The 19,634-nt window shown below is 35.1% G+C and carries 14 protein-coding genes; 7 read left to right on the top strand and 7 right to left on the bottom strand.

What is annotated here, in order from left to right; all coding sequences use genetic code 11:
• Positions 1-168: 168 nt before the first annotated feature.
• Complete coding sequence (locus PXD56_RS05125) at positions 169-1,815, bottom strand: RagB/SusD family nutrient uptake outer membrane protein (RefSeq protein WP_276492243.1); 1,647 nt, start codon at positions 1,813-1,815, stop codon at positions 169-171.
• 18 nt (positions 1,816-1,833) lie between these two features.
• A complete protein-coding gene (locus tag PXD56_RS05120) occupies positions 1,834-4,911 on the bottom strand; it encodes a SusC/RagA family TonB-linked outer membrane protein (RefSeq protein ID WP_276492242.1) in 3,078 nt (1,025 codons plus the stop codon).
• Between the two features lie 311 nt (positions 4,912-5,222).
• Here PXD56_RS05120 and PXD56_RS05115 point away from each other — a divergent pair, with 311 nt between their 5' ends.
• The 5 genes from PXD56_RS05115 to uxuA all read left to right on the top strand — a co-directional run bounded on the left by PXD56_RS05115 (position 5,223) and on the right by uxuA (position 11,989).
• Positions 5,223-6,611, top strand: a complete 1,389-nt coding sequence (locus PXD56_RS05115) for a 3-keto-disaccharide hydrolase (RefSeq protein WP_276492241.1) — start codon at positions 5,223-5,225, stop codon at positions 6,609-6,611.
• A gap of 5 nt (positions 6,612-6,616) precedes the next feature.
• Complete coding sequence (locus PXD56_RS05110; protein WP_276492240.1) at positions 6,617-7,972, top strand: Gfo/Idh/MocA family protein; 1,356 nt, start codon at positions 6,617-6,619, stop codon at positions 7,970-7,972.
• Positions 7,973-8,133: 161 nt separating this feature from the next.
• The gene (locus PXD56_RS05105) at positions 8,134-9,969 is read left to right on the top strand and encodes a family 78 glycoside hydrolase catalytic domain (protein WP_276492239.1); all 1,836 of its coding nucleotides are present in this window, start codon (positions 8,134-8,136) and stop codon (positions 9,967-9,969) included.
• 10 nt (positions 9,970-9,979) lie between these two features.
• Positions 9,980-10,795 carry an SDR family oxidoreductase gene (locus PXD56_RS05100; protein ID WP_276492238.1) on the top strand — a complete coding sequence of 272 codons (816 nt, stop codon included), beginning with the start codon at positions 9,980-9,982 and terminating at the stop codon, positions 10,793-10,795.
• A gap of 18 nt (positions 10,796-10,813) precedes the next feature.
• On the top strand, positions 10,814-11,989 hold the full coding sequence (gene uxuA / locus PXD56_RS05095) for a mannonate dehydratase (RefSeq protein ID WP_276492237.1): 1,176 nt from the start codon (positions 10,814-10,816) through the stop codon (positions 11,987-11,989).
• Between the two features lie 12 nt (positions 11,990-12,001).
• Here uxuA and PXD56_RS05090 read toward each other — a convergent pair whose 3' ends face one another.
• A complete protein-coding gene (locus tag PXD56_RS05090) occupies positions 12,002-14,236 on the bottom strand; it encodes a DUF7133 domain-containing protein (protein ID WP_276492236.1) in 2,235 nt (744 codons plus the stop codon).
• Positions 14,237-14,290: 54 nt separating this feature from the next.
• Positions 14,291-15,109, bottom strand: coding sequence for an SDR family oxidoreductase (locus PXD56_RS05085; protein ID WP_276492235.1), 819 nt, complete (start codon positions 15,107-15,109; stop codon positions 14,291-14,293).
• Between the two features lie 359 nt (positions 15,110-15,468).
• Here PXD56_RS05085 and PXD56_RS05080 point away from each other — a divergent pair, with 359 nt between their 5' ends.
• Positions 15,469-16,302, top strand: a complete 834-nt coding sequence (locus PXD56_RS05080; RefSeq protein ID WP_276492234.1) for a DMT family transporter — start codon at positions 15,469-15,471, stop codon at positions 16,300-16,302.
• A gap of 72 nt (positions 16,303-16,374) precedes the next feature.
• On the opposite strand, the gene PXD56_RS05075 is transcribed toward PXD56_RS05080, so the two are convergent.
• Positions 16,375-16,566 (bottom strand): hypothetical protein, encoded by a 192-nt coding sequence (locus tag PXD56_RS05075; RefSeq protein ID WP_276492233.1) that lies wholly within the window; start codon positions 16,564-16,566, stop codon positions 16,375-16,377.
• A 275-nt stretch (positions 16,567-16,841) separates the two neighbouring features.
• Between PXD56_RS05075 and PXD56_RS05070 the strand changes: the two genes are divergently transcribed.
• Positions 16,842-17,378 carry a lipid-binding SYLF domain-containing protein gene (locus PXD56_RS05070; protein ID WP_276492232.1) on the top strand — a complete coding sequence of 179 codons (537 nt, stop codon included), beginning with the start codon at positions 16,842-16,844 and terminating at the stop codon, positions 17,376-17,378.
• Between the two features lie 63 nt (positions 17,379-17,441).
• On the opposite strand, the gene PXD56_RS05065 is transcribed toward PXD56_RS05070, so the two are convergent.
• Positions 17,442-18,260 carry an SDR family oxidoreductase gene (locus tag PXD56_RS05065; protein ID WP_276492231.1) on the bottom strand — a complete coding sequence of 273 codons (819 nt, stop codon included), beginning with the start codon at positions 18,258-18,260 and terminating at the stop codon, positions 17,442-17,444.
• Positions 18,261-18,412: 152 nt separating this feature from the next.
• A complete protein-coding gene (locus PXD56_RS05060) occupies positions 18,413-19,510 on the bottom strand; it encodes an aldose epimerase family protein (RefSeq protein WP_276492230.1) in 1,098 nt (365 codons plus the stop codon).
• Positions 19,511-19,634 lie beyond the last annotated feature (124 nt).

Below are 19,634 nucleotides of genomic sequence, written 5' to 3'. Positions count from 1 at the left end.
TTAAATCTTATAAATTAAGCTGAGATAACTTTAGACAAACCAAATGAACCGCATTTCAAAATATCTACTCTAATAGCACTTGATGTTAAATACAGGCAGGGTTTTCACCTGCCCGTATCAACTTCAATTAAAACTAACTACTCAAATATTTTTAGTTTATTACACTATTTAGTAACCTGGGTTTTGAACTAAAGAACCATCTGATAATTGTAATTCATTAGCCGGTATAGGTCTTAATAAATGAATACTACTATCAAAAGCACCATGGTCTATTACTTGAGGGTTGTATAAATCTATACGCTCTTCTAACTTACCTGTTCTTTTAAGTACCGCCCATCTGTTTTCTTCACCTGCAAGCTCAATAGCTCTTTCGTTCAAGATATCATCAATGGTAATAGAAGTATATTCATTTGCCACACCCGTAGCTCTTTCTCTCACAATATTGATGTGTGATAAAGCTGATGCTGTATTGCTGGCACCTAAGTAAGCTTCTGCAGCAAGTAAATGTGTGCCAGCTACCCTAAATACAAAAGTATCTCTAGCACCATCCGTATCTTCATTGAAATCCTGATCATCAAACTTCTTGAAAATTGGAAAATTTGTGCGCTCAATGTTCAATGAATATAAATAGTTAACTCCTGGCACATCATCTGGCAAACCAAAAAGATATTGATCTGGTTGATATACCCAGTAACGATCTAAACGCTCTGCAAGCTCATCTGCATCTAATGCATTTTTTGGATAGTATACAATAGTATCACCTGCAACAATATTATCAGGACCATCTGGCTCATCACTATCAGCAATAATTGCACGGTGAATAGTTGCATCTTCTCTTGTATCGTTATCCGCAAACAAAGAATAAAAGAAAGGTGTAGGCATTGCTTCAAAACCACTTACCCCATAAGGTGTCGTTGTTCTATTTACACCTGGATAATTAAAAACCTGGTTCATAAATAATGAATGCTTGTTATTGCTCTTATCTGCAGTAAGCCCACTGTTACCATATTGTATGGCAAACAAAACCTCATCATTTTCCTGGTTATCATAATCGAACACTTCTGCATATGACTGGCTACGTATATCGTAATTACCAATTGCCTGTTCTGCAAGTGCAGCGGCAGTAGTAAAATCTGCAGAACTACCTGCAGCGGTATATGCTCTTGTTAAATAAACTTGTGCCAATAAATGCTGTGCAGCTCTTTTAGAAAATCTTCCTGTACCGGGGTCATCCAATAAAACAGGTATTGCAGCTTCTAGATCTGTAATGATCTGTGCATAAGTTTCTGCTTCGGTAGATCTTGCATAATCTGTACGTATGGTCTGTACTTCTTCTAATTCAATGACAACGCCGCCATATTGTTGAACCAAATTAAAGTAAGCCAAAGCTCTTAATGCCTGTGCCTGGGCAATACCATAATCTCTTTGATCTAAATTGGCATCACTCCAACTAATTTGTTCGGTATACCTACTAATTGCGGTATTCGCCTTACTTATAACTTTGTAATTATTGGACCATACCGATAAACCTTCTCCCGAGTTAAGGTTAAAATAATCGTTTGTTGGGCTAAAGGAAAATGCCTCACTTTGACTTGCAAAAATATCAGTACCAAAAAATTGATACGTATAATCACGATATACATCACGCAAACTACTGTATACCCCAACAACTAATTGATCTGCATTATTTTGGTCTATAAAATTCTCTGATGTAATGTCAGAAAAAATATCTTCTTCTAAATAATCGTTACAGGCATACGACAGCGATAGGGTAAGCGCCACTGCTACAACCTTTATGTTTTTATATAGTTTCATCTTTAATTTTTTTTAGTATTAGTATGCTAATTTTAACCCGAACAAAACTGTTTTAACCGAATACCCCATGTTGTAGGAATTCTGTAATCCTGTTTCTGGATCTGGACCTGCAAAATCTGTAAATGTGAACGGATTTTGAACATCTAATGAAAGACGTAGATTAGACATCTTGAATTTGTCCAAAAGCTCTTGAGGGAAAGAATACGCCAACCCTATATTACCAATTCTCACATAAGACATATCTTCATAAAACCAAGGGTAAGCAGATTCGCCATACTCTGGAGATGGGTATTTTGCATCTGGATTATTAGGTGTCCAATAATCCTGCTTTAAGCTATTGAATACTGCTGCATCACCATTAAAAGTGGCAAAATTTTGATGAAATTCAGAGTGTCCAAAAACACCTTGTCTTGTGTTTACCTGAACATTCATTTCAAAATTCTTGTAATTAAAAGTGTTGGTCATACCCGCAATCCAATCTGGAGATTGTGAACCAAGTACTCTTTTATCATCTTGGTTAATTACACCATCGTCGTTTTGATCAACATACTTATATTGCCCAGGTAAAAGACCAAAAGATTCTGCCTCAGCCGCTTCGTCTATTTGCCAAATTCCATCTACCTCATAATCAAAAGTAGCATCAATTGGCGCACCCACTTGTAATACACCGTTCAATCTAGAATCAGTACCTACTAAAATTTGATCAAGACCATCAAAAAGTTCTATAATCTCGTTATCGTTCTTTGTGAAGTTGAAATTGGTACGCCATGAAAAATCATCAGTACGTACATTTACCGTATTCAAGGTGATTTCCACACCTTTATTTCTAACAGATCCAAAATTACCTACCGTTCCAGAATCACCAAAACCGGTTACAAAAGATAATTGACGGGCAAGAATACTGCCTTCCGTTTTCTTATTGTAATATTCAAAACCAAAATTAATTCTATTATTAAAGACTGAAAGATCAAGACCAAAGTTATATTCCTTTGAAACTTCCCATGTCAAATCTGCATTTGAAAGACCTGCAACAGATTTACCAATGCTAAATTCATCTCCAAATAAATAACTCTCTTGAGATAAGAATGCCAATGAGCTGTATGGGTTTACCGTTTTATCATTACCAGACTCACCATAACTTAATCTTAATTTCAGATTACTTAACCAATCTACATCCTTTAAAAAGGTTTCTTCACTTGCTTTCCATGCAAAAGCTGCTGATGGAAAAAATGCCCATTTATTACCTTCAGATAATTTAGAAGATCCGTCATACCTACCGGTAAATGTGAATAGATATCTATCTTGTATATTATAATTTAAACGACCGGCAAAAGAAGCCAATGTTTCTTTTTCATAGAAACTGCCATAATCATTTGGCACATCTGACCCTGCTTGTGTATTAAAGAACAAGTAAGCATCTGTATCAAAATCCCTAACCTGAATATTACTGCCCTCAGGGTTTGAATAATATAAAGAATTAATTAAGGTTGTTTTAAGGTTATGCCCTTCTGCAATATCAAAATTAAAATCTGCAATATTATCCCAAGTATAAGAGGTGTCAAAACCAGATTCATAGTAAGAACGTATTCTTGATGGATCGTTTCTAGAAGATTTTGTCAACAAACCACGGTACTCACCAAAGCGATCAGAACTAATATTTGGAGAAAATTGTGTTTTAAAGTTGATCCAATCATTAGGCTTATAGTTAAAGAAAACATTTGCAATAACATCTAAAGACCTATTATTAACTCTCCAAGCTCCTTCTGCATCATAAATTGGGTTTACAAACCTTAAATCTTGATCATCCGGAAAAAGTATTGGCTCCCCATTTGCATCATACGGATTTACCGTTGGCGCCAAACGCAAAGTACTTCTAAACAATTCTCTACTTCCCTGCTCTCTTTCTGATAACGCCAAATAGGTTTTAATACCTACGGTAACTTTATCAGATACTTTTTTGGATAACGAAGCACTAATATTATACCTTTCAAATTCTTCAATACCCATTACCCCTTCATCATGCAAATAACCTATAGAACCGTTATACACTAAACCGTTACTACCGCCTGACATACCTACGGTATGGCTGGTCTGCAATCCAGATTTTCTAAAAAGGTCCATCCAATCTGTATATCTACCATTGGCAACATTAGATGCCTCTTCGTTAGATGATTGAATTTCTGTAGATCTATCTACCGCTATATTATTATATGATGCAACAGTTCTATCTGTTCCTAGCCACTCACGTGCTCTTAGAACGTCATCAACAAACGCAACATATTCAGAACCTGAGTACAGTTCTGGTACATTGGTTGCAGAACGTAGACCAAAAGAAGAATCATAGGTAAAAACAGTTTTACCTTCAATACCACTTTTAGTAGTTATGATTACAACCCCGTTCGCCCCTCTAGAACCATAGATAGCAGTTGCAGAAGCATCTTTTAAAATATCCATCTGCTCAATATCAGCAGGGTTAAGAACACTTATATCGTCGAAAAATATACCGTCTACTACAAATAAAGGTTTAGAAGGGTCGTCAGCTAAGTTATCACTAACACCATCACGCTCATTACCTTGATTTGCCGTAATTACCGTATTACCACGAATCTTAATAGACAACGGTGCACCTGGTTTAGAGTTTAATGTTCTAACATCTACACCCGCAATACGGCCTTGTATTGCCTGACCTAAATCTGTTTTTCTTTGTTCGGTAAGCGTTTTACTATCGACCGAGGCAACTGCACCTGTTAAATCACTTTTCTTTACAGATCCATAACCAATAACTACAACTTCATCTAGTTGCGCCCTATCTTCTGTCATAGTAACCGATAAATTAGGTTGCCCAGAATAAGTTACCTCTACAGGCTTATAACCTAAGTAAGAGATACTAAGTACATTTCCGCTCTCTACTGAAATACTAAAATTTCCATCAAAATCTGTTACGGTACCGTTTGATGTTCCTTTTACTACAATAGATGCTCCTGGAATTGGCATACCCTGGTCATCTGCCACCGTACCCGTAACGCTACTCTGCGCCAATAGTACCGATGACATGCCCAATAAAAGGAATACCATTAATAGTTTAAGTTTTTTCATTTTTTTTATTGTTAAGTTAATTGACTACTAATGTATTGTTAAGACCATGTTAACGAATGGACATATTCATCGAAAATATGGACAATGGGCAAAATTTGATTTATTTTTAAATTCATAATTACACAAAAATTGAATTAAAATTTTACATAATTCACATATTCATAATAGCAAAAATTACATATTTTCATCTAATGAAGAATAATACACTTTAACATTTAGAGCAAAAAATCCATGCTTTTTATTAAAATGTCCATTCAAAAAAACGATAACCGCAGTACTTTGTTAAACCATTCTAAACCAATATTTCAATAATGAAAAATTTCTTATCAAACTCTAAACTATTAGCAGTAATAGCGGTCCTATTACTTATAGGTTGTGCCGAAAACAAAAAAGATGAAACCCCATGGGTAGACCTTTTTGACGGTGAAACTTTAAACGGCTGGCATAAATTAGGCGGTAATGCAACATATGCGGTAAATGATGGTGCTATTGTTGGGACCACTACCCACGGAACACCAAATACTTTTTTAACTACAGATAAAATGTACGGTGATTTTATTTTAGAGCTAGACTATAAAGTAGATTCTACTATGAACTCAGGTATACAGATTAGAAGTAATAGCATACCAACATATAGAGATGGTAGAGTTCATGGCTACCAAGTTGAGATAGATCCATCTGAAAGAGCATGGAGCGGTGGTATTTATGATGAATCTAGACGAGGTTGGTTAAACCCGCTAACAGACAATGCAACTGCGCAAAAAGCTTTTAAACAAAATGAATGGAACCATTACCGTATTGAAGCTATTAGCGATACTATTAAAACATGGGTAAACGATGTACCTGCGGCATACTTGATAGATGATAAAACTGCAAAAGGATTTATCTGCTTACAAGTTCATAGTATACATGACGACCAAAAAGCTGGAACGGACATTATATGGAAAAATGTAAAAATAATTACGGACAGTGTTTCCAAATATGCTACAGAATCTCCATTAACCCCAATCATTACCAAAAACAAATTGACTATAGATGAGAAAAAAGATGGATGGAAATTACTTTGGGACGGCAAAACCACTAATGGTTGGAAAGGTGCCAAACTAGATGAGTTTCCAGAAAAAGGGTGGAAAATAGAAGACGGCATACTAAGTGTACTTGCATCTGGTGGTGAAGAATCTACTGCCGGTGGAGATATTGTTACAAAAGATTTGTACGGTGATTTTGAGTTAAAGGTCGATTTTAAATTAACGCCAGCTGCCAACAGTGGTATAAAATACTATGTAGACACTGAAATTAATAAAGGTGCAGGTTCATCTATAGGGTTAGAATACCAAATACTTGATGATAACCTTCACCCAGATGCCAAACTAGGAAATCATGAAGGCAGTAGAACAGTAAGTTCCCTATATGACCTTATACAGGCAGATGTGAACAAACCTATTAAACCAATAGGAGAATGGAACACGGCATATATAATATCAAAAGACAACCATGTTGAGCATTGGTTAAACGGAACCAAGGTTTTAGAATACGAACGTAAGAGCGATGCCTATAGAAAGCTTGTAGCTGAAAGTAAATATGCCAAGTGGCCAAATTTTGGAGAACTGGAAAAGGGTCAAATTCTATTACAAGATCACGGTGACCTTGTTTCTTTCAAAAACATTAAAGTTCGTTCAATCAGCAACACTAAAGAATAAACATCATGAGTTCAAACAGAAGAGATTTTATAAAGAAAACTGCAATAGGCGCTGTTGGTGCTACACTAGTAGGTTCAAGCGCTAATGCAATGACAGCAAAGAGTTATTCTAAAATAATTGGTGCAAATGACAGAATAAATGTTGCTATACAAGGCTTAGGTAGAAGATATGGTGCTTATATACCCGCAATTGCTCATAAGCAGAATAATATTGAGCTAAAATATTTGTGCGATGTAATGAAAAGTCAGCGAGATAAAGCTGCGTCTGAATTAGCTTCAAAAATCGACTATAAGCCAAAACTAGAAAATGATATTCGTAAAATTTTAAACGATAAAGACGTAGATGCCATATTTATGTCAACACCTGATCATTGGCACGCGCCAGGCGCTTGTATGGCCATGCAAGCCGGTAAACATGTATTCTTAGAAAAACCTTGCAGTCATAACCCTAGAGAAGGTGAATTGGTGGTAGCCTACCAAAAAAAATATAATAAAGTGGTACAAATGGGTAACCAACAAAGGTCTGCACCAGAGTCTCAAGAAATTATTAAAGAAATTCATAATGGGATAATTGGAGATGCCTATAAGGCTACTGCTTTTTATGTAAGTGCAAGGGGTCCGGTTCCACATCAAACCAAAACAAACCCGCCAGAAGGATTGGATTGGGATCTTTTTCAAGGTCCGGCACCAAGAAGAGCTTATACGGATAATACCTGGGACTACAACTGGCATTGGTATGGTTGGGATTATGGAACAGCTGAAATGGGTAATAATGCTACACATGAATTAGATATTGCACGCTGGGCATTAGGTGTAACCTACCCTGAACATGTATCTGTAGATGCTGGTAAATATCATTACAAAGATGATGGTTGGGAAATGTACGATACTATGGAGGCAACCTTTAAATTCGCCGGGAACAAAACCATAAAATGGGACGGAAATAGTAGAAGTGGCTATCATAAATTTGGCAATAAATACGGAAGAGGAACCATCGTTTCCGGTTCTGAAGGCACTGCCTACATTGATCGTGGCGGCTATAAACTTTTTGATCAGAAAGGTAATTTGATAAAGGAAAACCTATCTTCAGGTAAAGAAGCAGGTACAGCACTTGGCGGCGGTGGAGATATGTCTACGTTACATACTGTCAACTTTTTTGATGCCATAAGAGGAAAAGCTGAATTAACATCGCCTATAGATGAAGGCGCTATCAGCCAGATGCTTACCCATTATGCCAATATAGCATCGAGAATAGATGATTCTTTTGAAATTGATGAAACTACAGGACGTATATTTAATAGAGAGGCCATGAAACTATGGTCAAGATCATACGAGCCGGGTTGGGAAATTAAAGATGTATAACTATATATTTCCATAAAAATGATGTTTTTGAAACTATAGAAAATAATTACGTACAGCATTTCTATTTTAAAAAAAAACTACATATACATATTACTGGATACCATATACTTTACATACTAGTATCCAGTAATATATTAATAATTCTACATGCAATTATATCTATGAAAAAGCATATCTATATATGGTTTATCACCCTTTCTATATTCTGTTGTAAAGCACAACATAGCAGTGATAAAATCGATTTAAGAATCACAAAAAATAATCCTGTCAAAATAACACAGGTATCTGAAAACAACTATTTGGTTGATTTCGGAAAAGCTTTTTTTGGTACGGTTGAATTGCGCAGTACTACACCTCAAAACGATTCACTGATTATACATCTAGGCGAAAAATTAAATTCAGAACATAGAATAGACCAAAAACCAGGTGCATCAATCAGATATCAAAAAATAGTATTACCTAAACTACAAGCTAACAATGTTACCAGTATAGACCTAATACCTAACAAAAAAAATACTTCAGGTGCCGCTATACTCTTACAGGATACTATTGGTACCGTTATGCCCTTTAGGTATTGTGAAATAGAGAATTTACAAATACCTATTGAAGATATTGAAATTGTACAGAAAGCGGTACACAACAACTTTAATGATAGTGCTAGCAACTTTACTTCTTCTAATGAAGTATTAGATTCTATATGGAAATTATGTAAACACACTATTAAAGCCACAAGTTTTATAGGCTACTACGTAGATGGTGACCGTGAAAGAATACCGTATGAAGCAGATGCCTATATTAATCAACTTAGCCATTATAGTGTAGATAGCCTTTATGATATGAGCAGAAGAACCAATTCCTATTTCATAAAAAACCCAACATGGCCTACAGAATGGTTATTACATACCGTACCAATGTTCTATGCAGATTATATGTATACGGGTAATTTGGAACCATTGAGAGAACATTATGAAAATCTCAAATTAAAAACATTGATGGACTTAGAGCGTGAAGACGGTCTAATAAGTTCTTCATCACCTAAGATGGATAAAGATTTGATTTCAAGGTTAGGCTTTAAAAAACCAGATACCAAAATCAAAGATATTATTGACTGGCCACCGGCACAAAAAGATACAGGTTGGAAACTGGCAACTGCAGAAGGAGAAAGAGATGGATATGAGATAGTACCGGTCAATACCGTTGTCAACGCATTTTACTATTACAATCTTAAACTCATGACAGAAATTGCGGGGTTTCTTGACAAAGAAGAAGATGTATTGTTCTTTAAAGATAAAGCGGCAAATATTAAAAATGTCATTAACAACAAGTTATTGGATAAGGACAAGGGGTATTATGTAGACGGCGAAAATTCTAGCCATGCATCTCTACATGGTAATATGATGCCATTGGCTTTTGATTTGGTACCTAAAGAACATATTAAATCTGTAACAGACTTTATCAAAACTAGAGGTATGGCTTGTAGCGTTTACGGTTCTCAATACCTATTAGAAGGTCTATACAAAAGTGGCGAAGCGCAATATGCTTTGGATCTTATTACAGAAACTGAAAATGATAGAAGTTGGTGGAATATGATAGAAATTGGCGCTACCATGACGTTGGAAGCTTGGGATGTAAAATACAAACCAAATTCTGATTGGAACCATGCTTGGGGTACGGCGCCATTAAATATTACAACCCGCTATATGTGGGGAATTAAACCCAAAACCCCGGGTTTTGAAATAGCTGAAATTAAACCTCAACTAGCAGATTTAACTTTTTCAACTATTAAAGTACCAACCAAAAAAGGCATTATATCCGCTAGTTTTAAAAAACATAAAAATACCCGCCATTATACTGTTGAAATACCAAATAATATGACTGCTCAATTTATAATACCTCATCATTTTTCAAAAATTAAACTTAATGGTAAAAAAATAAAAAGGGCTACTAACTCCTTGATTTTAAACAGTGGCAACAATACCATTGAAATACAACTATAAACAACATCATATGAACTTATTTGACATAGAAAATAAAGTAATATTAATAACTGGAGGTGGCGGAGTCCTTGGTGGAGAGATGGCTAATTATTTGTTATCTAAAGGTGCTAATATTGTAATTTTAGACTACAAAGAAGAGATTGTAAACGAAGCAGTTGAAAATCTAAAAAAGGTAAAAAATACCGTTACAGGATTTGTTTGCAACGCATTAGATGAGGAAAGCTTAAAAAAAGTAGCGGATAAAATCATTGACCAACATGGTAAAATCGATATTCTTATCAATGCAGCCGGGGGCAATATGCCCGGTGCAACTATTGGCGTTGACCAAACCATTTTTGATGTAAATATCGATCATTTTAAAAAAGTAGTAGACCTTAATCTATTCGGTAGTATTCTGCCGGCATTGGTATTTGGCAAAGAAATGGTGAAACATAAAAAAGGTGTTATCATAAATATTTCGTCTATGACAGCCCAAAGTGCCATAACAAGAGTTGTAGGCTATTCTGCTTCTAAAGCGGCAATTGATAATTTCACCAAATGGTTATCTGTAGAATTGGCAACTAAATTTGGTGAAGGTTTACGTGTAAATGCAATTGCACCAGGTTTTTTTATAGGAAATCAAAATAGAAACCTTTTAATTGATAAAGAAACCGGTAAATTTACTGATCGTGGCAAAACCATAATAAAAAACACACCAATGAAAAGATTTGGGGAAACCGATGAATTAAATGGTACTATTCATTACTTATGCGCAGATGCATCAAAATTTGTGACAGGTGTTGTTCTCCCAATAGATGGTGGTTTTAGTGCTTTTAGTGGAGTATAATTATTTTATAAATTAAACATGGAACAAACATGGCGTTGGTACGGTCCAAATGACCCCGTATCATTATCAGATATTAAACAGGCAGGTGCAACAGGTATAGTAAGTGCTTTACACCATATACCCAATGGCGTTATTTGGTCTGTAGATGAAATTATGGAGCGTAAAAATACTATTGAAGCTGCTGGTCTAACATGGTCCGTAGTAGAAAGTGTTCCTATTCACGAGGAAATAAAGACTCAAAAAGGCGATTATAAAACATATTATGAAAATTATAAACAAACACTTTCAAATTTAGGAGAATGCGGCATAGATACGGTCTGTTACAATTTTATGCCAGTTTTAGACTGGACCAGAACCAATTTAGATTTTGAGGTTGAAGATGGATCAACAGCGCTTCGATTTGAAGCCGTCGCTTTTGCTGCATTTGAGTTGTATTTGTTAAAAAGACCAGGAGCAGAAAGTATGTATTCAACTTCTCAAAAATCTGAAGCTAAAGCCTACCATGATTCGCTTTCAGAAGGTGATAAAAAGAAGTTAATAAGTAATATTATAGCCGGTTTACCTGGTGCTGAAGAAGGATATTCCCTAGAAGAATTCAATACTATTCTAGCTACGTATGATACTATTGGAGCTAAAGAATTGAAAGCCCATTTGTTCGAGTTTTTATCCAATATAATTCCTGTTGCAGAAGAAGCGGGCATACGTATGTGCATACATCCTGATGATCCACCTTTTCCAATATTAGGACTTCCAAGAGTTGTTAGTACCGAACAAGATATTGTTGATCTGTACAATGCGGTTGACAGCCCAAACAACGGATTAACCTTCTGTACGGGATCTTTTGGTGTAAGACCAGATAATGACTTGCCCGGAATGATAGAGCGTTTAGGAGATCGCATACATTTTATTCATTTACGCAGCACCCAATGTGATGCCGAAGGAAATTTTCACGAAGCAAATCATTTAGAAGGTAACGTTGATATGTTTTCTGTTATGAAAGCATTGATAGCTGAGCAAGAAAAAAGAAAATTAGCTGGCAGAAAAGATACCAGAATGCCACTACGCCCAGACCACGGACATAAAATGTTAGATGACCTTAGAAAGAAAACCAATCCTGGATATTCTGGTATTGGTCGATTAAGAGGTTTAGCAGAGTTAAGAGGTTTAGAATTAGGTATTAGAAAAAGTCAATAATAAAAGAATTGCTTAGTCTTCTAATGCTTGTAGTTCTTTCTCGGTAAACTCCATACCGGTAGAAGACTTAACAGTTCTAAGTTCACCTATGCGTTCTTTGCTTAATCTTTTAGGATTATCAGAGAACGCATTTGTTACATAAGATATAATATTGGCAATATCCGTATCACTTATAGTTTCATTTCTAATAAGACCGGGCATTGCCAAATTTATATTATACTCTTCACCGTTTACATGTACCGGTCCTTCTAGACCATGTAAAACAATCAATGCCAAACGTTCTGTATTTTTTACGTGCTCAGACCCCATTAACGGTGGAGCCAAACCATCTATACCTTTACCGTCAGCACCATGACAAGATGCGCAGATTTGAAAAAACATTTTTGCGCCACTAGTACGGGTATCTTCTTTGGTTACCTCTTTGGTAAAAATAGCGTTCATTCTATCAGCCTTTTTATCTGCCACACTTTTAGCCAATTTATTTACAAACGGTGTGTGTTTAAAGCTGTTCATTATAGTTATATTGTTATAAATAAGTGAATCTACCTGGCTTAAACCACTTATAACAGCATCTGTAATAGTCGCATTCTTCTCTCTTCGCTTTAGAATTTCCATCATAAATGGCAGAAATTTTTCTTCGTCAAGAGCTATCCAATTGCCCAATGAATTCCCTAAATAAAGGTCTAAACTAAGGTCATTTTGTTTTATCACATATTCAAAAACACTCACTGCTTGACCAGAATTGTCATCGGAAACAAATTTTTTAGAAAGTACCAATGCGTGAGAAGCAACCTCGCTTCCACTCTTTTGTATAACCTTGGCAAGAATATTAAACGTCAAAGCATCCCACCCTTCCAAAACATATAATGCGTGTATTTGACTAAGTGGTTTCTCCGTGTTATATGCGAGCTTCTTTACCTCATCTATAACATCTTTAAGCTCTTTAAAAATTAAAAAATGCTGTGCCCTGTCACGAACCCATCCATTATTATTACTTAACAAGGACAATAGTTCATTCGCATCTAAGTCATTAAAATCTGGTATCTCATCAACGGTTGCAGTTTCATGAGATACTTTCAAAATCCGTCCAAAATTTATGATAGTATCTAATTGCTTTTCCTTAGCTCTATCCCTTAAGTAGGGACTCATATAAGCATGATGCCCTATCATACCTCTATGCATATCAACAACATACATACCACCATCAGGACCATTCTTTAAACTAACGGGTCTAAAACCTTCGTCTGTAGAAGTTATAAACTCTTTATTTTGCCAAGCTTGTTTAGCTATGGTAGAGTCGCCCGTAAATGTCAACAAAGCACGCTTTATCAAATTTCCTTCAGGTATACATACAAATACATTTTCGTCATAAGCTGCAGTAAACTTACCACCTCTATAGACTAATGGACTACAAGCTGCGGTAGCATTTACCAAAATGCTATCTGAATTTAAAACCCCTTTTGCATATCCTCTATTTACCGATGCCGCAAATGCCGGGTACACCCTTTGATCATTTGTCAACAGTTTATCTAGACTAGATTTTGGTGTAAAATATTTATTATTAATTAATGTATTGGGTAACACATAATCTCCTAATAGGATTCGAGAATTATCATTATAATATAACCTACCAAAGTTGTCATGGGTAATACCCCATTGCCCCCTGAAGGTAGTTGGCTCTTTCTCCCAAACACCATTGTACCTTCGGTATCGAAAGTTAGATTTGGCATTGTATATCCAATTATCAATATTTAGCTCTAATCCGTTTGGTTGGTGTTCTGGATTACCCTCAACGGCATAAACAGAATCTACCAAAACCTTATTTACAGGTTTGTCGTTCTCTATATCTACAAACCATAAATACGGAGGTTCAGCATACAATAGCCCACCGTATACATGTGCCAATGCTCTAGGCATGGTTAAACTATCTATAAAAACCTTAGCGTGTTCAACAATACCATCATCATCTAAGTCTTCTAGAATAACGATACTACCTGAAGGGTCTTCCTCTCCTGAACCCTGCAGGTCATCCATATAACCTGGCATTTGCGCAACCCAAATTCTACCTCTAGAATCAAAATCTATTGCAACAGGTGCTTTTAAAAGAGGCTCTGCAGCAATTACTTCTAAATTAAACCCATCTTCCACATGATAAGAATCTAACGCTATGTTAGACTCGGTATGCGATGGTTGGCAAGAATACAAAAATGCCCAAATAGAAAATAGAATTAAAAGCCAAAAGCGCATGAACTTAGAAGTTATATTGAATTTAAAATATTTTAATTTTGACGGGATACCATGTTAAACTCCTGAGAAAGAACTGAACCCTCCATCAACATCAAAAATGCTACCGGTTACAAAACTAGAAGCATCACTAAGCAGGTAGTGAACCATTCCATTTAGTTCTGACGCATCACCAAAACGACCCATAGGTGTATTCTTGATAATACTATTTCCTCTTTCGGTAAAAGAACCATCTTCATTTGTCAACAAACGTCTATTTTGATTACCAATAAAAAAGCCTGGAGCTACCGCATTGACCCTAATTTTATCTCCGTGTTTAGAGGCTAGTTCATTTGCCATCCATTTTGTAAAAATATCAACAGCAGCTTTCGCCATAGAATAACCTAAGACCCTAGATATAGTTTGCTTTGCCGCCATAGATGAAATATTGACAATTGAGCCATAACCTTGTTCAACCATTAGATCACTTAAAATAACGGTTGGCGTTACTGTACCGAATAAATTAATATCCACAACTTTTTGGGTATCGTTCATTTCAATATCCCTAATAGTTTGATCTGGTTTCAACGTAGCACCGGGAATATTACCACCTGCAAGGTTTACCAAACCGTCTAAATGATCAAAATCTGCTTTAATCTTATTTTTTAATTCCTTAAGATCAACCTCGCTCATTACATCTACCTTAAAAATAAATGTACTGTTAGGGACGATAGTGTTCAGCTCGGTTTGTTTAGATTTTAGCTTATCTTCTGATCTACCAAGCAGAAGAACCTTAGCTCCATTTTCTATTAGGTATTGAGCAATTGAACCACCTAAGGTCCCTGTACCCCCAGATAGGGCAAAATTTTTATCTTTCAACGACAACAATTCGTTCATTTTCAATCTATTTTATCTATTCATCTGTGATTTAAAACCTTTATTATTGGATTAAATCGACTATTTTATTTTGTTCTGCCAAGTTAAGAGATCTCGGAAAATGTTACGTTAACATATACCCATTATAATAGCTTCTATAACATATATTAACAGAATATGCCTGAAAGTAGAAATTGATAAAAAACATTGAACATTCTGCTTAATTATAAGTGAATACATGCAGAAAATAATTGAACAATCACATTTAAGACCTTAAAATTATGAGTATCACAAATCTTATGGTTAAATAGTTATTTTAAATAGTATAGCCGTAGAATTCTCATTGTCACCAGTAACTTTGCACATTCAATTTTTAGACTGTGAAGAAGGCAATTCTTTTTATGATCATTAGTACGTTTTCATTTAGTTTAATGAACTCGTTCGTGAAATACTTAGACCATTTCCCTACGTTTGAAATAGTCTTTTTTAGAACAATAGGTTCGTTGATATTAGGTACCACTTACATTTTAATTAAAGGTATTTCTATTTTAGGGAACAAGCGTAGATATATGATATTTAGGGCTATTGCAGGCTTAACAGCTATGAGCTTATTCTTTATGTCCTTAAAATATTTGCCGGTTGGTACTGCTGTATCATTAAGATACCTTGCCCCTATTTATGCTGCAGTATTTGCTGTCTTTCTGTTAAAAGAGAAATTAAAACCCATACAATGGTTTTTATTTCTATTCGCATTTGCCGGTGTTTTAGTTTTAAAAGGATTTGATAACAATATAAAAACAACTGGTTTACTACTTGTATTGGCAGCATCAGTCTTTAGTGGGTTAGTTTATGTTCTAATACGCAAAATAGGTAATAGTGATCACCCATTAGTCATTGTTAACTATTTCATGTTTACAGGTACTGTTATTGGAGGTTTATTAAGCATCAGTAATTGGGTTACTCCAGTAGGGATCGATTGGTTACTATTATCAAGTTTAGGCATATTTGGATTTTTTGGTCAGGTATTTATGACCAAAGCTTTTCAAATAGCTAAAACAAATTTGGTAGCACCTTTAAAATATATTGAAGTAATATTTACCATAACCGTTGGCATTTTCTGGTTTGGCGATATTTACTCGCTTTGGAGCCTCTTAGGAATATTAATGATAGTTGGGGCATTAATAGCCAATATTATGATTGGCAAAAGAAGTTAACCCACTATTTTAAATAAAAAAACTGCCCATTACAATGAATAGGCAGCCTATAGTTTTGGTCGGAAATTTCAATTATTTGCGAGACGTTTCATGCTCTGCCAAACTATTGTTCACATCTGCCAATGAACTTACAACTGCAGAACTTACTTCATTTTCAATTTCTTCAGAATTATTAAAGTAATAGACTGCTGTAAGCATCAATGCAAATGCTATAAGAAAGTTAGCTATCGTCTTAGAATCTAAAATTTTCTCATTATTCTCCATCTTGCGTCTCTTTTAATATGTTATGAATATAGAGCTTAAACCATTAATTAACAAATTTTTAAGAAATAGGTTTTTAACACAAGTGACTATGTGTAAAATAGTTACGCGTACACTGAAAGAAAGCATATATATAATTTAACATTCAATTAACTGATTTACAAATACTTAACATTCATTTGAGCTAAATTTTATAGTATATAGGATAAAGACTTTTTTACACTGATTCTATCTTTGATGTGAAGAAAAATTTATAGTAATCTTTAAAAACAGAACAAATGAAAATTTTAAAATCAATAACATTCGCAACCTTATTATTCTTGTCCGTTGGGATAAATGCCCAAAGTAGTAAAGACAAAAAAATTATTAAGGATGCAGACAATGCAAAAGAAAAATTAATGACTATGGAAGTTGGTCTAGACCAATTTTTTAATACTTCTGCCGGATATGTAGTATTCCCAAACGTTGGAAAAGGCGGATTTATAATAGGCGGAGCATCTGGTAATGGTGTTGTATACGAAGACGGAACTATTGTAGGTATGGCAGATTTGAAAAAGCTAAGCGTAGGATTACAAGCTGGCGGACAAGCCATAACTGAAGTTATTTTCTTTGAAACACCAGAAGATTTAAGAGAATTTAAAGAAGGAGATTTTGAATTTTCTGCCGAAGCATCAGCGGTAGCCTTAAAATCTGGAGTATCTGTAAATGCAAAATATAGAGATGGTGTTGCAGTATTTGCTTTACCAAAAGCTGGACTAATGGCAGATGCGTCTGTAGGCGGTCAAAAGTTTGATTACACTCCAATGATGAAATAATAATTTCACTTAGAAGTTTTAAAAAAGCCACCCGATCAATCGGGTGGCTTTTTTTATGGCCATTTATCCATTAGCCGTGAAACCTGGGTAGCACGTCATACCACCATCAACAAAAATTGTGGTTCCATTAATATATTCAGATTCATCTGATGCCAACCAACTAGCTACGCTACCTACATCATCTGGTACGCCAATTTGTTTGTAAGGAATTAATTTCAGCATTCCCTCTCTACCTTCTTGGGTACTCCAAACGTCTTTATTTATATCTGTTTTGATAGCACCGGGAGCTATGGAATTACATCTTATTTTTTCTGGACCATATTCTTGGCAAATTGTTTGCATGAGCATGACCAAACCTCCTTTAGAAGCAGCATAATTAGCATGACCTGCCCACGGAATAACTTCATGCACAGAACTCATATGTATTATTTTACCCAGAGATTTAGATACTACAGGTCGCATTCCTCTTCTTTTAAATTCTATAATCGCTTCTTTAGCGCAAAGAAACTGCCCTGTAAGATTCACATCTATCACCCTTTGCCAATCTTTCAATGGCATCTCATGAAGTGGATGATCCAACTGCAAACCAGCATTGGTAACACATATGTCTACAGTACTAAATTTAGATATGGTTTTCTTAAACATGTCTTTAACGTCATCTTCTTTACTAACGTCACATTTTACTACAATAGCATCACCTGCATTTGAATTTGTACTAATCTCGTGCGCAACTTCTTCTGCTTCTTCTTTACTACTGTGGTAATTAACAACAATATTAGCACCCTCCAGACCCATAGCCTTTGCTACAGCCTCGCCAATACCGTCACTGGAACCTGTAACAATACAGGTTTGTTCTTCTAATCTTCTATTTGGTTTTTGCATAACGTTATATTTAGTTGTGTAAATATATCTGACTTTGTCTACTATAATTATCGCAATAACCAAGATTACTAGCACAAGATATCTTCTTATAACTTATAGTATACCACAAGTCATTTTAAAGATAGCATCAAATTAATCTTACAAGATTCTCCCTATTCAACAGAGAATTTAAACGTTGTCCTAGTCATATATTTTTCTCCTGCACCAAGAGTAGTACTAGGAAATTGCGATTGGTTGGGTGAATCAGGAAAGTGTTGTGTCTCCAAACAGAATCCGCTTCTTTTTTTATAAACACCACCATTTGGCATGGGTAATGTTCCGTTTAAAAAATTACCGGTATAAAATTGCATACCCGTTTGATCAGTTAGGACTTCTATTACTCTACCAGTTGCGGCATGATAAGCAGTGGCAACAGAACGATAACCTGTTGCTGCTTCATTTAAAACCCAACAATGATCAAAGCCACCGGCAATTTCAATTTGCCTATGCTCCTTATCAATAACATTACCTACTAGTGTAGCAGTTCTAAAATCAAAAGGCGTATTATCAACGGGTACTAATTCACCTGTTGGTATCAAAGATGTATCTACGGGAACAAATTTATCTGCCTCAATTTTCACTTCATGGTCTACAATACTTTTTGTGAAATCGCCAGATAGATTAAAATAAGAGTGTTGGGTTAAATTGACAACGGTGGTTTTGTCTGTAGTTGCTTCATACAAAATGTGTAAACTATTATTTGTGTGTAAGGTGTATGTAACCGTAGTTTTTAAATTACCGGGAAAACCTTCTTCCTTATCCTTACTTAAATAACTTAATTTCAAGGATACGTATGTGGATGATTCTTTTACTTCTTCTACTTTCCAAATTACTTTGTCAAATCCTTTAGCCCCTCCGTGTAAAGAATTTTGCCCATTATTTTTTGCCAATATATATTCCTCTCCATCCAAGCTAAATTTTCCATTGGCAATTCTGTTGCCATAACGACCAATTAATGCACCAAAAAAAGGATTATCATTTTCATACAATTCCAAATTAGAAAAAGAAAGTACAACGTTGTCTAAATTTCCATTTCTATCCAACGTTTTAATAGATGTTATTCTACCACCATATGTAATAATACATACTTCTATACCCCCAATTATTTTAAGTTTAAACAACTCAACATCTAAATTAGAAGAAGAATTGCCATAAAGGCTTTTTTCTATAGTTATAAATCTTGGCAAACTATCATCTACACTGTTTATCATATTCACTTAATTAGTGTAAAAAAATTACCAAAAAATCAAATATTAACAAAAATTAATTATATGATTTTTAAAAATTTTACAACCCATATATTATTACAACAATTTATAGTCAAACGCTAAAATT

This window comes from Maribacter zhoushanensis (genome assembly GCF_029350975.1).
Lineage (GTDB): Bacteria > Bacteroidota > Bacteroidia > Flavobacteriales > Flavobacteriaceae > Maribacter > Maribacter zhoushanensis.
The sequence above is the reverse complement of the archived record's forward strand: the minus strand, read 5'-3'. Positions and strand labels throughout refer to the sequence as shown.

Excerpts from the sequence above, each read along its gene's own strand:
- PXD56_RS05085 (WP_276492235.1), bottom strand. The coding sequence starts at position 15,109 with ATGAACGAATTGTTGTCGTTGAAAGATAAAAATTTTGCCCTATCTGGG.
- PXD56_RS05100 (WP_276492238.1), top strand. The coding sequence starts at position 9,980 with ATGAACTTATTTGACATAGAAAATAAAGTAATATTAATAACTGGAGGT.
- PXD56_RS05070 (WP_276492232.1), top strand. The coding sequence starts at position 16,842 with ATGAAAATTTTAAAATCAATAACATTCGCAACCTTATTATTCTTGTCC.
- PXD56_RS05065 (WP_276492231.1), bottom strand. The coding sequence starts at position 18,260 with ATGCAAAAACCAAATAGAAGATTAGAAGAACAAACCTGTATTGTTACA.
- PXD56_RS05110 (WP_276492240.1), top strand. The coding sequence starts at position 6,617 with ATGAGTTCAAACAGAAGAGATTTTATAAAGAAAACTGCAATAGGCGCT.
- PXD56_RS05060 (WP_276492230.1), bottom strand. The coding sequence starts at position 19,510 with ATGATAAACAGTGTAGATGATAGTTTGCCAAGATTTATAACTATAGAA.
- PXD56_RS05105 (WP_276492239.1), top strand. The coding sequence starts at position 8,134 with ATGAAAAAGCATATCTATATATGGTTTATCACCCTTTCTATATTCTGT.
- PXD56_RS05120 (WP_276492242.1), bottom strand. The coding sequence starts at position 4,911 with ATGAAAAAACTTAAACTATTAATGGTATTCCTTTTATTGGGCATGTCA.
- uxuA (WP_276492237.1), top strand. The coding sequence starts at position 10,814 with ATGGAACAAACATGGCGTTGGTACGGTCCAAATGACCCCGTATCATTA.
- PXD56_RS05115 (WP_276492241.1), top strand. The coding sequence starts at position 5,223 with ATGAAAAATTTCTTATCAAACTCTAAACTATTAGCAGTAATAGCGGTC.
- PXD56_RS05090 (WP_276492236.1), bottom strand. The coding sequence starts at position 14,236 with ATGCGCTTTTGGCTTTTAATTCTATTTTCTATTTGGGCATTTTTGTAT.
- PXD56_RS05125 (WP_276492243.1), bottom strand. The coding sequence starts at position 1,815 with ATGAAACTATATAAAAACATAAAGGTTGTAGCAGTGGCGCTTACCCTA.
- PXD56_RS05075 (WP_276492233.1), bottom strand. The coding sequence starts at position 16,566 with ATGGAGAATAATGAGAAAATTTTAGATTCTAAGACGATAGCTAACTTT.